Genomic DNA, 16523 nt, shown 5'->3' with positions numbered 1-16523 from the left:
CCGCCGATCAGGAAGCCACGGGTGCGGCTGTCGCCAGCGGCCCAGGCCAGGTCGCCGATACGCTGGAAGCCGAACATCGAGTAGAAGATGTAGAACGGCAGCATCGGCTGGTTGTGGCTGGAGTACGAAGTACCGGCAGCGATGAAGGAGCTCATGGCGCCCGCTTCGTTGATGCCTTCTTCGAGGATCTGACCCTTCTGATCTTCCTTGTAGAACATCACCTGGTCTTTATCGACTGGCTCGTAGAGCTGGCCGACGGAGGAGTAGATGCCCAGCTGACGGAACATGCCTTCCATACCGAAGGTACGGGCTTCGTCCGGAATGATCGGCACGATGCGCGGGCCGATTTCCTTGTCCTTGACCAGTTGCGCGAGGATCCGCACGAAGGCCATGGTGGTGGAGATTTCGCGGTCGCCCGAGCCGTCCAGGATCGCCTTGAGGGTGTCCAGTGGCGGAGTCGGGATGTTGAAGCTCTTGGCGCGACGCTGAGGTACGAAGCCGCCCAGTGCGGTACGGCGCTCGCTCAGGTAACGGGCTTCGGCGCTGCCTTCTTCCGGTTTGAAGAATGGCAGGTTTTCCAGCTCGTCGTCCTTGACCGGGATGTCGAAGCGGTCGCGGAACAACTTCAGGCTGTCGACATCGACTTTCTTGGTGTTGTGCGCAGTGTTTTTCGCTTCGCCTGCACCGGTGCCATAACCCTTGATGGTCTTGGCCAGGATGACGGTCGGTTGTTCTTTGTGGTTGACCGCTTCGTGGTACGCCGCGTAGACCTTGTACGGGTCGTGGCCGCCACGGTTGAGCTTCCAGATCTCGTCGTCGGACAGGTCTTCAACCATCGCCTTGAGTTCCGGCGTGTTGAAGAAGTGTTCACGCACGAACGCGCCGTCTTTGGCCTTGTAGTTCTGGTACTCGCCGTCGATGACTTCGTCCATGCGGCGTTGCAGGATGCCGTCGACGTCCTTGGCCAGCAGTGGGTCCCAGAAACGGCCCCAGATGACTTTGGTCACGTTCCACTGAGCACCGCGGAACACGCCTTCGAGTTCCTGGATGATCTTGCCGTTGCCGCGAACCGGGCCGTCGAGGCGCTGCAGGTTGCAGTTGATGACGAAGATCAGGTTGTCCAGCTTCTCGCGGCCGGCCAGGGAGATCGCGCCCAGGGATTCCGGCTCGTCGCACTCGCCGTCGCCCAGGAAGCACCAGACTTTCTGCTTGCCTGGCTGGATAAAGCCACGGTGTTCCAGGTACTTCATGAAGCGAGCCTGGTAGATCGCCTGGATCGGACCCAGACCCATGGATACGGTCGGGAACTGCCAGAAGTCAGGCATCAGCCAAGGGTGCGGGTAGGACGACAGGCCCTGACCGTCGACTTCCTGGCGGAAGTTGTTCATCTGGTCTTCGGTGATGCGGCCTTCCATGAATGCACGGGCGTAAACGCCTGGCGAGGTGTGGCCCTGGAAGTAGATCAGGTCGCCGCCGTGTTCGTCGCTCGGGGCCTGGAAGAAGTAGTTGAAGCCGATGTCATACAGGGTCGCACTGGAAGCGAAGCTGGAGATGTGACCGCCGAGGTCAGAATCTTTCAGGTTGGTACGCATTACCATGGCCATCGCGTTCCAGCGTACCAGCGAGCGAATGCGGCGTTCCATGAACAGGTCGCCAGGCATGCGTGCTTCGTGGGTAACGGGGATCGTGTTGCGGTAAGGCGTGGTGATGGCGTAAGGCAACTGCGAACCGCTGCGGGTCGCGAGTTCACCCATACGGGTCATCAGATAGTGAGCACGGTCTTCGCCTTCTTTGTCGAGAACCGATTCCAGGGCGTCCAGCCATTCCTGGGTTTCGACGGGATCGAGGTCTTGCATGGCTTGCTCCAGGGCGGAAAGGCTACCAGAATCGGTTGCCTGAGTTAGCGACTGGCCTTGTGGGCAGACGTTATGAATTCTTGGATTGCCGACAGGTTGTTCCGGCGGCGTGTAGTTTTACTACAAATCTTCCGGCATTTCAGCCCGGCTAATGTATATACGAGTAGTAAAACTACAGATGAGCGGCTTGTGGCCCCCGGCTGCGTTGTGAGAATAATCGTTAAGGTTGGTCTTTTTCCAACTACTAAAGGTAAAAGCTTGATGCTGGCTGCCAAAATTAAAGAAATTTCAGCTATTTCTAACTTTTGTTCGACAGTCCCTCAGGTAGTGGGTTTTCGAAAACCACTACATGCAGTCCGTTGTACGCCGATCAAGGATAGACCATGAGCCTCCCTTCGCTTGCCGAACTGCCCGTCATTCTTCAGCCGTTTGTCACCCGCGCCGAGCAATCATTCCGGGCTGCCGTCGCCGCTTTGGGTGACGACCACGGGTTGTCTGCCTGGACGCCTGAGCGCTGGGCACAATTTGCCCGCGTCACCGCCGCCAGCGATTTCGTGATTGAACAGTGTGTTCGTGACCCTTTGATGTTGCTGGAGCTGGTTCGGTCCGGCGAACTGGACCGCCGCTTCGCTCCCGGTGAGTTGTGCGGGCAGATTGCCGCCGCAGTGAGCGCGGCCGAGACCGACGATCAGCTTGGCCGCGCCTTGCGCCGTCAGCGTGCGCGCCACCAGGTGCGGATCATCTGGCGCGACCTGACCCGCCAGGCTGATCTGGTCCAAACCTGCCGCGACCTCTCGGACATGGCCGATGCCAGCATCGATCTGGCTTACCAATGGTTGTACACGAGGCATTGCCAGCAGTTCGGCGTGCCGACCGGGCGGCGCAGCGGCGAGCCGCAGCAGATGGTCATCCTCGGCATGGGCAAGCTCGGCGCAGTGGAGCTGAACCTGTCCTCGGACATCGACCTGATTTTCGCCTACCCCGAGGGCGGCGAAACCGTCGGCGCAAAGCGTCCATTGGATAACCAGGAGTTCTTCATTCGTCTGGGCCAGCGGCTGATCAAGGCCCTGGACCCGATGACCGTCGACGGCTTTGTGTTTCGCGTCGACATGCGCTTGCGTCCCTACGGTTCGGCGGGTGCGCTGGTGCTGAGCTTCAATGCGCTGGAACAGTATTACCAGGACCAGGGTCGCGACTGGGAACGCTACGCGATGATCAAGTCGCGGGTGGTGGCCGGCGACCAGGTGGCCGGCGCGCAACTGCAGGACATGCTGCGACCGTTCGTTTACCGGCGTTATCTGGACTTTTCGGCCATCGAAGCGCTGCGCACCATGAAGCAGCTGATTCAGCAGGAAGTGCGGCGCAAGGGCATGGCCGACAACATCAAGCTCGGTTCCGGCGGAATTCGCGAGGTCGAGTTCATTGCCCAGGCGTTCCAGCTGATCCACGGCGGCCGCGATTTGAGCTTGCAACAGCGCCCACTATTAAAGGTGCTGGGCACATTGGAAGGTCAGGGTTACCTGCCGCCAGCCGTGATCAGCGAGCTGCGCGAAGGCTACGAATTCCTGCGTTACACCGAACACGCGATTCAGGCGATTGCCGACCGCCAGACGCAAATGTTGCCCGATGGCGAGCAGGATCAGGCGCGTATTGCCTATATGCTGGGTTTCGCCAACTGGACGGCCTTCCACGAACAATTGATGTATTGGCGCGGCCGCGTGGCCTGGCACTTCGGGCAGGTGATCGCCGATCCCGACGAAGAGCAGGGCGCCGAAAGCGAAGTGGTGGTCGGCGGCGAGTGGTTGCCGCTATGGGAGGAGGCTCAGGACGATGAGGCCGCTTGCCGCCAACTGGAAGAGGGTGGTTTCAAGGATGCGCCAAAGGCCTTGAAAGCCTTGGCTGGCTTGCGCAGCAGTCCGCAATTGCGGGCGATGCAGCGTCTGGGACGCGAACGTCTCGATGCATTTATTCCGCGGTTGCTGGCGCAGGCCGTGGAACATGCCAATCCGGATCTGGTGCTGGAACGGGTGTTGCCGCTGGTTGAGGCCGTGGCCCGTCGTTCCGCATACCTGGTACTGCTGACCGAGAACCCCGGTGCGTTGCGGCGTTTGCTGACGCTGTGCGCGGCGAGCCCGTGGATTGCCGAGCAAATCACCCGTTTCCCTCTGCTGCTCGACGAATTGCTCAACGAAGGCCGCTTGTTCAAGCCGCCACTGGCGCCGGAGCTGGCAGCCGAGTTGCGCGAGCGCCTGACGCGGATTCCCGAGGACGACCTCGAACAGCAAATGGAAGCCCTGCGCCACTTCAAGCTGGCGCACCGCTTGCGGGTGGCCGCTTCGGAAATCGCCGGCAGCCTGCCGCTGATGAAAGTCAGCGATTACCTGACCTGGCTCGCCGAAGCGATCCTGGAACAAGTGCTGGCACTGGCCTGGCGCCAGACCGTGGCCAAGTACGGCACGCCGCTGCGCACCGATGGCACCTTGTGCGATCCCGGCTTCATCATTGTCGGTTATGGGAAAGTCGGTGGCCTGGAACTCGGGCATGGTTCGGACCTGGACCTGGTGTTCATCCACGACGGCGATCCGCAGGCTGAAACCGATGGGCCGAAACCCATCGATGGTGCGCAATTTTTCACCCGGCTGGGGCAACGGATCATTCACTTGCTGACGGCGCAGACCAACTCCGGTCAGTTGTACGAAGTGGACATGCGTCTGCGGCCGTCCGGTGCGTCGGGGTTGCTGGTGAGTTCCCTGGGGGCGTTTGCCCGTTATCAGGAGAACGAGGCCTGGACCTGGGAGCATCAGGCGCTGGTGCGGGCGCGAGTGCTGGTGGGCAGTCAGGATGTCGGCCAGGCATTCGAGAAAGTCCGCGCTTCGATATTGGGCAAAACACGTGATCTACCGACCCTGCGCCAGGAGGTCAGCGAGATGCGCGCCAAGATGCGCGATAACCTCGGCAGCAAGAGCACCGCGGCCGGCACCGGGGCAAATGCCTTCGAAGCCACGGCGCCGTTCGATATCAAGCAGGACGCCGGAGGTATCGTCGATATTGAATTTATGGTGCAATACGCGGCCCTGGCGTGGTCCGAAACACACCCGCCATTGCTGCGCTGGACGGATAACATCCGCATTCTGGAAGAGCTGGAGCATGAAGGGCTGATGCCCGTCGAAGATGCCAGCCTGTTGCGTGAAGCGTATAAAGCGTACCGTTCCGCCGCCCACCGGCAGGCCTTGCAGAAGGACCCCGGGGTGATTCCGGGCGACCAGTTCACGGACGAACGGCAGCAGGTCATGCGGATCTGGCGTGAGCTGGGGCTAAACTGACACGGGATTTTTGATACGCCCGATACCCCTGTGGGAGCGAGCTTGCTCGCGATAGCGGAGGCACAGTCACCATTGATGTTCGGATGTGACGCCCTCATCGCGAGCAAGCCCGCTCCCACAGTAGATCTGCGGTGTCAGGCAGATCGAGGTACACCAATACCCAATGTGGGAGCGAGCCTGCTCGCGATAGCGGAGTGACAGTCGACAGCAATGTTGAAGGTGATGACCCCATCGCGAGCAGAGCGCTTCCACAGTGATTTTCGAGGCGGGGAGGCGTAGGCCTCCCCGGTTCGTTTATGGAAACCACATGAAAATTCTGATCGTTGGGCCCAGTTGGGTCGGTGACATGGTGATGGCGCAGACACTTTTCCAGTGTCTGAAGCAACGCCACCCGCAATGCGAAATCGACGTGCTGGCCCCCGAATGGAGCCGGCCGATTCTTGAGCGCATGCCCGAAGTTCGCCAGGCCTTGAGCTTTCCGCTCGGTCACGGTGTCCTGGAGCTGGCGACGCGTCGGCGCATCGGCAAATCCCTGGCCGGCCAGTACGACCAGGCGATCCTGCTGCCCAATTCCCTGAAATCGGCGCTGGTGCCGTTCTTTGCCGGCATCCCGAAACGCACCGGCTGGCGTGGCGAGTTCCGCTATGGCCTGCTCAATGACGTGCGCACGCTGGATAAAGATCGTTACCCGCTGATGATCGAACGCTTCATGGCCCTGGCTTACGAGCCGGGCGTTGAATTGCCAAAACCCTATCCGCGTCCGACGCTGCAGATCGACCCGGTTACCCGCGAAGCTGCGCTGGCCAAATTCGGTCTGGCCCTCGACCGTCCGGTGTTGGTCCTGTGCCCCGGCGCCGAGTTTGGCGAGTCCAAGCGCTGGCCGTCCGAGCATTATGCCAAGGTTGCCGAAACGAAGATCCGCGAAGGCTGGCAAGTCTGGCTGTTCGGTTCGAAAAACGACCATGCCGTGGGTGAAGACATCCGCGCGCGGTTGATTCCCGGTCTGCGTGAAGAGTCAGTGAACCTCAGTGGCGGCACCTCGCTGGCCGAAGCCATCGACTTGATGTCCTGTGCAGATTCTGTGGTGTCCAACGACTCCGGCCTGATGCACGTCGCTGCCGCGCTGAACCGCCCGCTGGTCGCGGTCTACGGGTCGACGTCGCCGGGTTTCACGCCACCGTTGGCCGAGCATGTCGAAATCGTACGCCTGGGCATCGAATGCAGCCCATGCTTCGACCGCACCTGCCGTTTCGGCCATTACAACTGCCTGCGCCAGCTCATGCCGCAGGCCGTGAACGAAGCCTTGCAGCGGTTGCAAGGCACTGTGGTCGAGGTCAAATAGCTTGCGGGTTCTGTTGATCAAGACTTCTTCGCTGGGCGACGTCATTCACGCGTTGCCGGCGTTGACCGATGCAGCGCGGGCGATTCCCGGCATCAAATTCGACTGGGTGGTGGAAGAAGGCTTTGCCGAGATCCCGACCTGGCATCCAGCGGTGGGCAAAGTGATTCCAGTGGCGATCCGTCGCTGGCGCAAAAACATCTGGCAGACCATCAAGAGCGGTGAATGGAAGCGCTTCAAACAAAGCGTTCGCTCCACGAAATACGACTTGGTGATCGACGCCCAGGGCTTGCTGAAAAGCGCCTGGCTGACCCGTTACGTCAAGGCTCCGGTGGCCGGCCTCGATAAGAGCTCGGCGCGCGAGCCCATCGCGGCGCGCTTTTACAATCGACGTCTGGCTGTTGCCCGCGGGCAGCACGCGGTGGAGCGAGTGCGTCAGTTGTTCGCTATCGCTTTGGGCTATGACTTGCCCAATGGCCTGGGCGACTACGGTTTGAATGTCGAGCGCCTGGTGGAATTGCCGCGCAAGAATCCTTATGTGGTGTTTCTGCATGGCACCACCTGGGATACCAAGCACTGGCCTGAAGCCTATTGGCGCGAGCTGACCGAGCGGGTCGGTTACCTTGGCGTAGGGGTGAAGTTGCCTTGGGGCAATGCCCTGGAGAAAGCCCGCGCCGAGCGCATCGCCGCGGGTTTCAAGCACGCCGAAGTGTTGCCAAAATTGAACCTGGCGGGTGTCGGCAAGGTGCTGGCCGGCGCGCAAGCCTGTGTGGCCGTGGACACCGGTCTTGGTCATCTGGCCGCCGCGCTGGATGTGCCGACGCTGTCGCTGTTCGGCCCAACCAATCCGGGCCTGACCGGTGCCTATGGCAAATCGCAGATTCACCTGGCCAGCGACTTCCCCTGTGCGCCGTGCCTGCAAAAGAAATGCACTTACCAACCGACGGCCGAAGATGCCCGTCAGTTTGACCTGAAACGCGAGTGGCCATTGTGCTTCACGCGACTGAATCCCGAGCGTGTCGCCAGCCGACTGAGCACGTTGTTAATGGCTGAGGAGCTGCGCTGATGCAATTGGCATTTGTCCTGTACAAATATTTCCCGTTCGGCGGTCTGCAGCGCGATTTCATGCGCATCGCCCTGGAGTGCCAGAAGCGCGGCCATCAGATTCGCGTCTACACGCTGATCTGGGAGGGCGACGTACCACCGGGCTTCGAAGTGCTGGTGGCGCCGGTCAAGGCGTTCTTCAACCATCGGCGCAACGAAAAGCTCAGCGAGTGGATGGAAGCGGACCTGGCCAAGCGCCCGGTCGATCGCCTGATCGGCTTCAACAAGATGCCGGGCCTGGACGTCTACTACGCCGCCGATGGCTGCTTCGAAGACAAGGCGCAGAACCTGCGCAATTCGCTGTATCGCCGCTGGGGCCGCTATCGCCACTTCGCCGAGTACGAGCGGGCGGTGTTCGCCAAGGACGCCAAGACCGAAGTGTTGATGATTTCCGAGGTCCAACAGCCGTTGTTCATCAAGCATTACGACACACCGCTGGAGCGTTTCCACCTGCTGCCGCCGGGCATTGCCCAGGATCGTCGCCGGCCGGCCGATGCCGATGAAATTCGTGCAGGGTTCCGCGCGGAATTCGACCTCAAGGACGACGAACTGCTGCTGGTGCAGATCGGCTCCGGGTTCAAGACCAAGGGTGTCGATCGCAGCCTCAAGGCACTGGCGGCATTGCCTGCCGAGTTGAAGAAGCGCACCCGGTTGTTTGTAATTGGCCAGGATGACCCCAAGTTATTCCAGATGCAGAGTGCGACATTGGGGCTGGGCGACAACGTTACGTTCCTCAAGGGGCGCAGCGATATCCCGCGTTTCCTGTTGGGTGCCGATCTGTTGATCCACCCGGCGTACAACGAAAATACCGGCACCGTGCTGCTCGAAGCACTGGTTGCCGGCTTGCCGGTACTGGTGAGCGCGGTGTGCGGTTACGCCCATTACATCGCCGAGGCCGATGCGGGCCTGGTGCTGGACGAACCGTTCGATCAGGCACAACTGACGCAGTACCTGACCGGCATGTTGAACGACGCTCTGGCAAGGGCGGCCTGGAGCCGCAATGGTCTGGCCTTCGCCGAAACGGCCGACCTCTACAGCATGCCGCAGCACGCGGCCGATGTGATTCTGGCGGAGCACGCTTAAATGAAGTTGATGCTGGCTGAACCGTTCAAAAGCCTCTGGGCCGGACGCGACCCGTTCGCCGAAGTCGAGGGGCTTGAGGGCGAGGTGTACCGCGAGCTGGAAGCACGCCGGACATTACGCACGGAAGTCGACGGCAACGGGTTTTTCGTGAAAATCCACCGTGGCATCGGCTGGGGCGAAATCTTCAAGAACCTGCTCACTGCCAAGCTTCCTGTACTGGGCGCGGGTCAAGAGTGGAGGGCCATCCAGCGCCTGCAGGAAGTCGGCGTGCCTACCATGACCGCCGTGGCGTACGGCGAGAGGGGCAGCAACCCGGCCGACCAGCACTCATTCATCGTCACCGAAGAACTGGCGCCTACGGTCAGCCTCGAAGATTTCAGCATCAACTGGATCAAGCAGCCGCCCGAGCCAAAGCTCAAGCGTGCGCTGATCGCCGAAGTCGCACGCATGACCGGCATGATGCACCGCGCCGGGGTCAACCACCGCGACTGCTACATCTGCCATTTCCTGCTGCACACCGACAAGCCGGTGACCGCCGATGACTTCAAACTCTCGGTAATCGACCTGCACCGCGCCCAGACCCGCCAGGCGATCACCTCGCGCTGGCGCAACAAGGACCTTGCCGCGCTGTACTTTTCGGCGCTGGATATCGGCCTGACCCGCCGCGACAAGCTGCGTTTCCTCAAAGGCTATTTCCAGCAGCCGCTGCGTCAGATCCTGAGTGAAGAGGCGGCTTTGCTGGCGTGGCTCGACGGCAAGGCCAACAAGCTCTATGAGCGTAAACAGCGATACGGGGATGCGCTCTGATGTCGGGTTGGAGACTGGAACCGGCCTACAGCGACCTGGCCGATGACTTCGGCAGCCTCGAGGCTGTGTTTGCATTGCAGGGCGAGCAATTGACCAGTGACCTGCTTTCGGAGGTCATCCGTGTCGAGCGCAATGGCGTCAACTATTATGTCAAACGGTATGTGGGCGCTGGCAAAGGCTTGCGTCGTTACCTCGGCAAGCCTCGGGTGAAGATGGAATGGCAGAACCTCAAGCGCTTCGCCAAGTGGGGCATCCCCACTGCCGAAGTGGTGGCCTGGGGGCTGGAACGGCGCGGTGCGGCCTACGCTCGCGGCGCGATGATTACCCGGGAACTGCCGAATACCGAAGACTTGTCGGCGCTGGCCGAGCGACGCGACCCGAAACTTTCGGATCGCGCCTGGGTCGATACCATCAGTCGTCAGCTCGCCCAATACACCCGGACGATGCACGACCACCGCTTCACTCATAACGATTTGAAGTGGCGCAACTTGCTGATCGACGATGAGGCTCGAGTGTTTTTGATCGACTGCCCCAATGGCGATTTCTGGCGCGGCTTCTGGCTCAAGTACCGCATCACCAAGGATCTGGCGTGCCTGGACAAGGTCGCCAAGTATCAACTGTCGGCGACCCAGCGCCTGCGCTTTTACCTGCAATACCGCAACCGGACCCGGCTCAATGCTGCGGACAAAAAACGCATCCGGCACGTGGTGAGATTTTTCGAGGGGCGCGAATGACTGATTTTCTGGCTGCTGAGGACCGTGCGCTGCTTGAGCGCCATGGTCTCGGCACGTTCGAGGCACTCTGGGCCAAGCAGCTCGATGCGGTGGATGAACCCAACACCGGTCGCGGCGGCTGGAGCAGCGTGTTTCGGCTGGATCTGGAAGGTCATGGTTTCTACCTCAAACGCCAAAGCAATTACCTGACCCGCACCTTGCGCGCACCGTTCGGCGAGCCAAGTTTTGCACGCGAGTTTCGCAACATCTCCCACTACCAGAAACTGGGGATTCCGGCGCTGGAAGCGGTTTTTTACGGTGAGCGCAAGGTCGGTGGCGAAGTCCGGGCGATCCTGCTGACCCGTGCCCTGGATGGTTGGGACGACCTCGACTCGCTGTTGCAACGCTGGGATGAATTGAGCCCCGAGCAGCACTCGGAAATCCTCAAGGCCAGTGGTGAGCTGGCCCGGCATCTGCACGCTGCACGACAGGTGCACGGTTGCTTCTATCCCAAGCACATTTTCTTGCGCGCCACCGGCAACGGCTATCAGGCGCAATTGATCGACCTGGAAAAGACCCGGCCGCTGCTGTACGGGCAGCGTGACCGAATCAAGGACCTGGAACCGCTGACGCGCCGTGCGTCCGAGTGGGGCGAGTCGCAACTGCGGGAATTACTGGCCGCCTATCTGGATCAACCGCAGGAAAGCTCATTGATCGACAGCTGGCTGCAGCGCTTGACGGCGCGGCGCAGCCAGAAGAGGCCGCGCTGATGCAATTGTCTGAATTGAAGTCCGCCGGCCGCAATCCGGTTTTGCCGCTGAGCATATCGCTGGCCGATGCTGCCGGCCGCGCCGATTTACAACTGCTGAGCCTGTTGCGGGTGTTGCCGGGGCAGCGTTATGTCGGTGCTGGTGTCTGGCGTGGTCGGCCGGTGTTGGCCAAGTTGCTGGTCGGCAGCAAGGCTGCGCGGCACTTCCAGCGTGAACTGGATGGCGTGCGCTTGCTTGCCGCTCAAGGATTGACCACGCCGCAGCTGTTGGCCGATGGCCTGAAAGAAGGCGAGGGTGGCTGGCTGCTGTTCGAGTTTCTGGAGGGCGCCGAAAGCCTGGGTGATACCTGGAAGCAGGTTGAGCAGCAACCGGTACTGTCCGATGGGCAAGGGGCGGTGCTGGCCGAGGCGTTGGGCGCAATCGGTCAAATGCACCGCAAAGGACTGTGGCAGGAAGACCTGCACCTGGACAACCTGCTGCGTCAGCGTGGTCGACTGTACTTGATCGACGGCGCCGGGATTTGCTCCGAAACGCCGGGGCAGCCGCTGTCGCGGCAGAAAGTCCTGGAAAACCTCGGGGTGTTCTTCGCCCAGTTGCCGAAGTCGCTGGAACTCTTCATTGAAGAGTTGCTGGTGTATTACCTGCTCAGCAATGGCGAACACGCGTTGCCCATGGAAGCGTTGCAGAAGCAGATCGACAAGGTCCGCAGCTGGCGCCTCAAGGACTTCCTGATCAAGGTCGGCCGCGAGTGCACGCTGTTCAGCGTCCAGCGCGGGGCCTTCGGATTGCGGGCGATCCGCCGCGAGGAAGAGTCGTCGATGGTGCCGGTGCTGGAGCGGGCCGACGCCTTGCTCGATCAGGGGCATCTGTACAAGACCGGCGGTGCGGCGAGCGTTGGCAAGGTCGAGGTGGATGGCCGTACGCTGGTGATCAAGCGCTACAACATCAAGGGTTTTGCCCACTGGCTCAAGCGTTTCTGGCGCCCGAGCCGGGCCTGGCATTCATGGCGTGAAGGTAACCGCCTGGCGTTCCTCGGGATTGCCACGCCCAAGCCGCTGGCGTTGCTGGAGAAGCGTTTTCTATGGCTGCGCAGCCGTGCCTACTTGATCACCGAGTATCTGCCGGGGCCGGACATCATCGAACGTTTTGCGCCGTATGTTGAGCGTGGCGATGCACCGGAAGCCGAGCTGGCGGCGCTGGACCATCTGTTTGCCGAGTTGATTCGCGAACGCATCAGCCATGGCGACTTCAAGGGGCATAACCTGTTCTGGCAGCAGGACCGTTGGGCGTTGATCGACCTCGACGCGATGTGCCAGCACGGCTCCCTCGGCAGCTTCGCCCCGGCGTACGCAAGGGACCGCGCGCGGTTCATGCGCAATTGGCCTGAAAGCAGTGCGCTGTATCAGGTCATCGATCAGCGTCTTCCCAAGGACCTCTCCAGCGCGACCTGAATCGGACCTTTGGTCCTTTCGCGAGCAAGCTCGCTCCTACATTGGGTCTATGTCGCACATATTTTGTGTGCGGCCAAGAACCACTGTGGGAGCGAGCTTGCTCGCGATGGCGGACTACCCGTCAACCCATGATTGGCCAGTGTCCCGGATTTTATGGGCGCCCAAGAGCTTGCCTCTTGCGGCTAGAGGCTTGCCGCTGCTTTTACGCTATAATCCCGCCCTTTAGCTGTCTCTCGCCCCTTGCGAGGGCACATTAATTTTTGAGGCGCTTGCGCCTGTATGCAGACTAAAGAGGCTAGACCCCTGTGGCATTGACGATTCTTGGCCTGTCCGGCGCCCTTAGCCATGATCCTTCCGCAGCCCTGTATATCGACGGCAAGCTGGTCGCGGCGGCTGAAGAGGAGCGCTTCGTACGCGATAAACATGCAAAGAACCGCATGCCCTACGAATCGGCGAAATTCTGCCTGGAACAGGCTGGCATCAAGCCGTCCGACGTTGACGTAGTAGCGATCCCATTCGCTCCGATCAGCCTGTTCGGCAAGGCCCGCTGGCAGTACGCCAAGCGTTACTGGTACGCCCCGGACCGTGCACTCGACGCGATCCTGATGGGCAACCGTCGCTACAAGCGCTATCGCAACAAGATCGTCTGGTGCCTGGAGCAACTGGGTTTTGATCCGAAGAAGATCAAGATCGAGCCGGTCGAACACCACCTGGCCCACGCCTCCAGCGCTTATCACTGCTCCGGTTTCAAAGAGAAAACCGCGATCCTGGGCATCGACGGCAAGGGCGAGTACGCCACGACCTTCTTCGGTTATGGCGAAAACGGCAAGATCCACAAGATCAAGGAATTCTTCGATCCGGACTCCCTCGGCGGCCTGTACGGCGCGATCACCGAGTTCCTCGGTTTCGATATGCTCGACGGTGAGTTCAAGGTCATGGGCATGGCGCCGTATGGTGACGCCAGCAAATACGATTTCTCGCGCCTGGCTTCGTTCGAAAACGGCGAGCTGGTGATCAACACCGACTACGCCAACGTCATCGGCCTGCGTCGCTATAAAGAGAAGGGCAAGGGTTACTACTTCTCGCCGAAGCTGATCGAGTGGCTGGGTCCCAAGCGCGAAGGCGACATCGCCGACGAGCCTTACATCCACTACGCCGCGAGCATTCAAGCGCTGTTCGAAAAAATTGCGCTGCAGATGATCGACTACTACCTGGGCGACGTGCTCAAGGAAACCGGCAAACTGGCCTACGCCGGTGGCTGTGCGTTGAACGTCAAGCTGAACCAGAAAATCATCGCCCGCGACGACGTCAAAGAACTGTTCGTACAGCCTGCATCCGGCGACGCCGGTACCGCGGTGGGCGCGGCAGCCTATGTGTCCCACGCCCGTGGCGTACCGGTCGAGAAGATGGAACACGTCTACCTCGGCCCGTCGTACAGCAACGAAGATGTTATCGCTGCGTGCGCCCGTCACGAGAATAAGCCAACCTGGCGCAAGCTCGACAACATGCCGGAGCAGATCGCCAAGATCATGGTCGACGGCAACCCGGTGGCCTGGTTCCAGGGCCGCATGGAGTTCGGTCCGCGTGCATTGGGCGGTCGCTCGATCATCGGCTGCCCGAGCGTGCCGGGCGTGGCGGATCGCATCAACCACCAGATCAAGTTCCGCGAGCGCTGGAGGCCTTTCTGCCCGTCGATGCTCGACACCGTGGCGCCGCAGATGATCAAGATCGATCACCCGGCTCCGTTCATGACCTTCACCTTCGAAGTGGCGGAAGAATGGAAAACCCGCGTGCCGGAAGTCGTCCACGAAGACGGCACCTCCCGTGCCCAGGTGCTCAAGCGCGAATACAACCCGCGCTACTACGACATGATGAAAGCGCTGGAAGTGCTCACCGGCAACGGCGTTTCGCTCAATACCTCGCTCAACCGTCGCGGCGAACCGATGATCTGCTCGCCGACCGATGCGCTGAACATGTTCTTCGGTTCGGATCTACAGTATCTGATCATGGAAGACATCCTGGTGGTCAAAGAGGGCGCGAACGCCTATGACACGTTCGGCTGAACGTCATGTGCTGCAGTTCTGCCACGGCTATGACGGGCCGTTCCTGGACTGCGCACGGCAGTACGCCAGCCTGTTCGCGGGGACCGGTTATCGAGTGACCACGGTGTTCCTCACCGGGGTCGCCGATGCCGAAGTCGCCGCGAGCTGTGCCTCCGATGAAGTGCTGTTCATGGAGTACAGCTCCAAGGCCATTCGTGGCCTGAAGCTGGGAGCCATCGGCGATCTGCGCAAGATCGCCGCGTCGCGCAACTTCAGTTTCTGCATCGCTCACCGCTTCAAACCGATCTATATCGCTTTGCTCGGTACGTCGTTGCCGGTCATTGGCGTGCATCACGGGTTTGAAGACTACAAGCGCGGCAGCCGCAAACTGTTCGCCCATACATTCCGCAAGCGTTTGAGCCTGCTGGGTGTGTCCGACGCGGTGCGCGACGACATGCGCAGTTGCCTGCCGAAGTGGCCGGCTTCGCGAATTCAGACGTTGTACAACCGCATCGACGTCGATGCCTTGCAAGCCACGCAGGTGTCGGCTCGCGAGGCCCGGGAAACCCTCGGTCTGGCGGCGGATGCCTGGATCGTCGGCAACGTCGGACGGCTGCATCCGGACAAGGACCAGGCCACGCTGCTGCACGGTTTCGCCGAAGCGTTGCCGCAGTTGCCGGCCAACAGCCAGCTGGTGATTCTCGGTAAAGGGCGTCTGGAAGAAAACCTCAAGGCTTTGGCCCGGGAACTGGGCATCGGTGACCGGGTGCTGTTTCTTGGGCAGGTGCCGGATGCGCGCAACTACTTCCGCGCCTTCGATGTGTTCGCCTTGAGTTCCGATCACGAACCGTTCGGCATGGTGCTGCTGGAGGCCATGGCCGCCGGTGTACCGTTGCTGGCCACCGCCTGCGGCGGAGCGAAGGAAGTGGTCGAAGGCGTGGGTATCCTGTTTCCGTTGGGCGATGCCGAACATCTGGCGAAGGGGCTGCAACATCTGGCCGCCATGGATGAGCAGCAACGCCGACAGTGTGCCGAGTTGATGCTCGAGCGCCTGCGCGAACGCTTTTCCGACCGCGCCGTGCGCGATGCTTTCTGGCACTTGCCGCACGTTACCGAACTGGCACAGAGGGGCTGATGCTCAACCGATTTCAAGGCTGGCGCGAGCGTGGCTGGGCGGTAGTCGACGCCTCGACTTACGCCGAAACCTGGCAGCGTTATGGCGGCAGCGTCGCGACTCATCCCATGGTGGTCGAGCGGCTGGCGAAACTGGCCGACATTCCTGTGCGTTACCTGGCCTGGGTGCAGGCTGGCGAGATCAAGGCGGCGATCCCGACCTGGGGCCGCGACCTGGCCTTGTCCAAGGACGTACTCAAGCGTCGCGGCAAGAAAGGGTTGTTCGATCTGGGTAACGCCGAGATCATCCTGCCGGCCGCTGCCGATGCCCAGGCGCCTTTGCGCCATCGTGCACGGTATCTGTCGGCGTTGAACGAGGGGCGGTTCACCGGCATCAGGTTGCAGACCGAACAATTGGCCATGGCCCGCACACCCGAAGAACTGTCGAAAAAGTTTCGCTACAACCAGCGCCGCGAATTGCGCCTGCTTGAAGAGGCCGGTGGCGTGGTGCGGCCGGTGTCCGAGTTTTCCAGCTTCGATCTGGCGGCGATTTACTGCGACCTGTTCCAGCGCCGCTGGGGCTTCCCGGCGACGGGCGCCGAACGCATGGCCGAGGTCATCGAGCTGCTGCGCGAATGGCTGATCGGTTCGGTGATTTTCCTCAACGATGCACCGATTGCGATTCAACTGGTGTACCGCGTCGAAACACCGCACTGGATCAGCGTCGAGTACATCAACGGTGGGGTCGATCCCGAAACCCGTGAGTTCAGCCCCGGCAGCGTGCTGAGTTTTCTCAATACGCAAAGCGCCTGGGAACATGCCCGGGCACAGGACAAACCGTTGCGCTTTTCCTTCGGGCGCGCCGACCGTGAATACAAGGATCGCTGGTGCAACCCTGTGCCGGTCTTCACCGTATGAGCCA

Annotated in this window: 12 protein-coding genes; 11 read left to right on the top strand and 1 reads right to left on the bottom strand. The window is 61.0% G+C overall.

The window, feature by feature from the left end:
• Window positions 1-1856, bottom strand: a 1856-nt coding sequence (gene aceE, locus PMI29_RS18935) for a pyruvate dehydrogenase (acetyl-transferring), homodimeric type (protein WP_007996593.1), incomplete at its 3' end; no start/stop codon positions are given.
• A 383-nt stretch (window positions 1857-2239) separates the two neighbouring features.
• Here aceE and glnE point away from each other — a divergent pair.
• The 11 genes from glnE to PMI29_RS18990 all read left to right on the top strand — a co-directional run bounded on the left by glnE (window position 2240) and on the right by PMI29_RS18990 (window position 16519).
• Entirely contained in the window at window positions 2240-5179 is a 2940-nt protein-coding gene (gene glnE, locus PMI29_RS18940) for a bifunctional [glutamate--ammonia ligase]-adenylyl-L-tyrosine phosphorylase/[glutamate--ammonia-ligase] adenylyltransferase (protein ID WP_007996592.1), read from the top strand.
• Between the two features lie 307 nt (window positions 5180-5486).
• Window positions 5487-6521 (top strand): lipopolysaccharide heptosyltransferase II, encoded by a 1035-nt coding sequence (gene waaF / locus PMI29_RS18945; RefSeq protein WP_007996591.1) that lies wholly within the window; start codon window positions 5487-5489, stop codon window positions 6519-6521.
• Window position 6522: 1 nt separating this feature from the next.
• Entirely contained in the window at window positions 6523-7584 is a 1062-nt protein-coding gene (gene waaC / locus PMI29_RS18950) for a lipopolysaccharide heptosyltransferase I (RefSeq protein WP_007996590.1), read from the top strand.
• Window positions 7584-8705, top strand: a complete 1122-nt coding sequence (locus tag PMI29_RS18955; RefSeq protein ID WP_007996588.1) for a glycosyltransferase family 4 protein — start codon at window positions 7584-7586, stop codon at window positions 8703-8705. Before waaC ends, PMI29_RS18955 begins: the two co-directional genes overlap by 1 nt.
• Window positions 8706-9512, top strand: a complete 807-nt coding sequence (gene rfaP, locus PMI29_RS18960) for a lipopolysaccharide core heptose(I) kinase RfaP (RefSeq protein WP_007996587.1) — start codon at window positions 8706-8708, stop codon at window positions 9510-9512.
• Entirely contained in the window at window positions 9512-10246 is a 735-nt protein-coding gene (locus PMI29_RS18965) for a lipopolysaccharide kinase InaA family protein (RefSeq protein ID WP_007996586.1), read from the top strand. Before rfaP ends, PMI29_RS18965 begins: the two co-directional genes overlap by 1 nt.
• On the top strand, window positions 10243-10995 hold the full coding sequence (locus PMI29_RS18970) for a lipopolysaccharide kinase InaA family protein (RefSeq protein ID WP_007996584.1): 753 nt from the start codon (window positions 10243-10245) through the stop codon (window positions 10993-10995). The genes PMI29_RS18965 and PMI29_RS18970 overlap by 4 nt, the downstream gene beginning before the upstream one ends.
• Entirely contained in the window at window positions 10995-12446 is a 1452-nt protein-coding gene (locus tag PMI29_RS18975; RefSeq protein ID WP_007996583.1) for a lipopolysaccharide kinase InaA family protein, read from the top strand. The genes PMI29_RS18970 and PMI29_RS18975 overlap by 1 nt, the downstream gene beginning before the upstream one ends.
• 305 nt (window positions 12447-12751) lie before the next feature.
• The gene (locus PMI29_RS18980; RefSeq protein WP_007996581.1) at window positions 12752-14509 is read left to right on the top strand and encodes a carbamoyltransferase family protein; all 1758 of its coding nucleotides are present in this window, start codon (window positions 12752-12754) and stop codon (window positions 14507-14509) included.
• Window positions 14493-15623: a glycosyltransferase gene (locus PMI29_RS18985; protein ID WP_007996579.1), complete on the top strand. Its 1131-nt coding sequence runs from the start codon at window positions 14493-14495 to the stop codon at window positions 15621-15623. Before PMI29_RS18980 ends, PMI29_RS18985 begins: the two co-directional genes overlap by 17 nt.
• Window positions 15623-16519, top strand: coding sequence for an antimicrobial resistance protein Mig-14 (locus PMI29_RS18990; protein ID WP_007996577.1), 897 nt, complete (start codon window positions 15623-15625; stop codon window positions 16517-16519). The genes PMI29_RS18985 and PMI29_RS18990 overlap by 1 nt, the downstream gene beginning before the upstream one ends.
• The last annotated feature ends 4 nt before the right edge of the window (window positions 16520-16523 follow it).

This window comes from Pseudomonas sp. GM49 (genome assembly GCF_000282355.1).
Taxonomy (GTDB): domain Bacteria; phylum Pseudomonadota; class Gammaproteobacteria; order Pseudomonadales; family Pseudomonadaceae; genus Aquipseudomonas.
The sequence above is the reverse complement of the archived record's forward strand: the minus strand, read 5'-3'. Positions and strand labels throughout refer to the sequence as shown.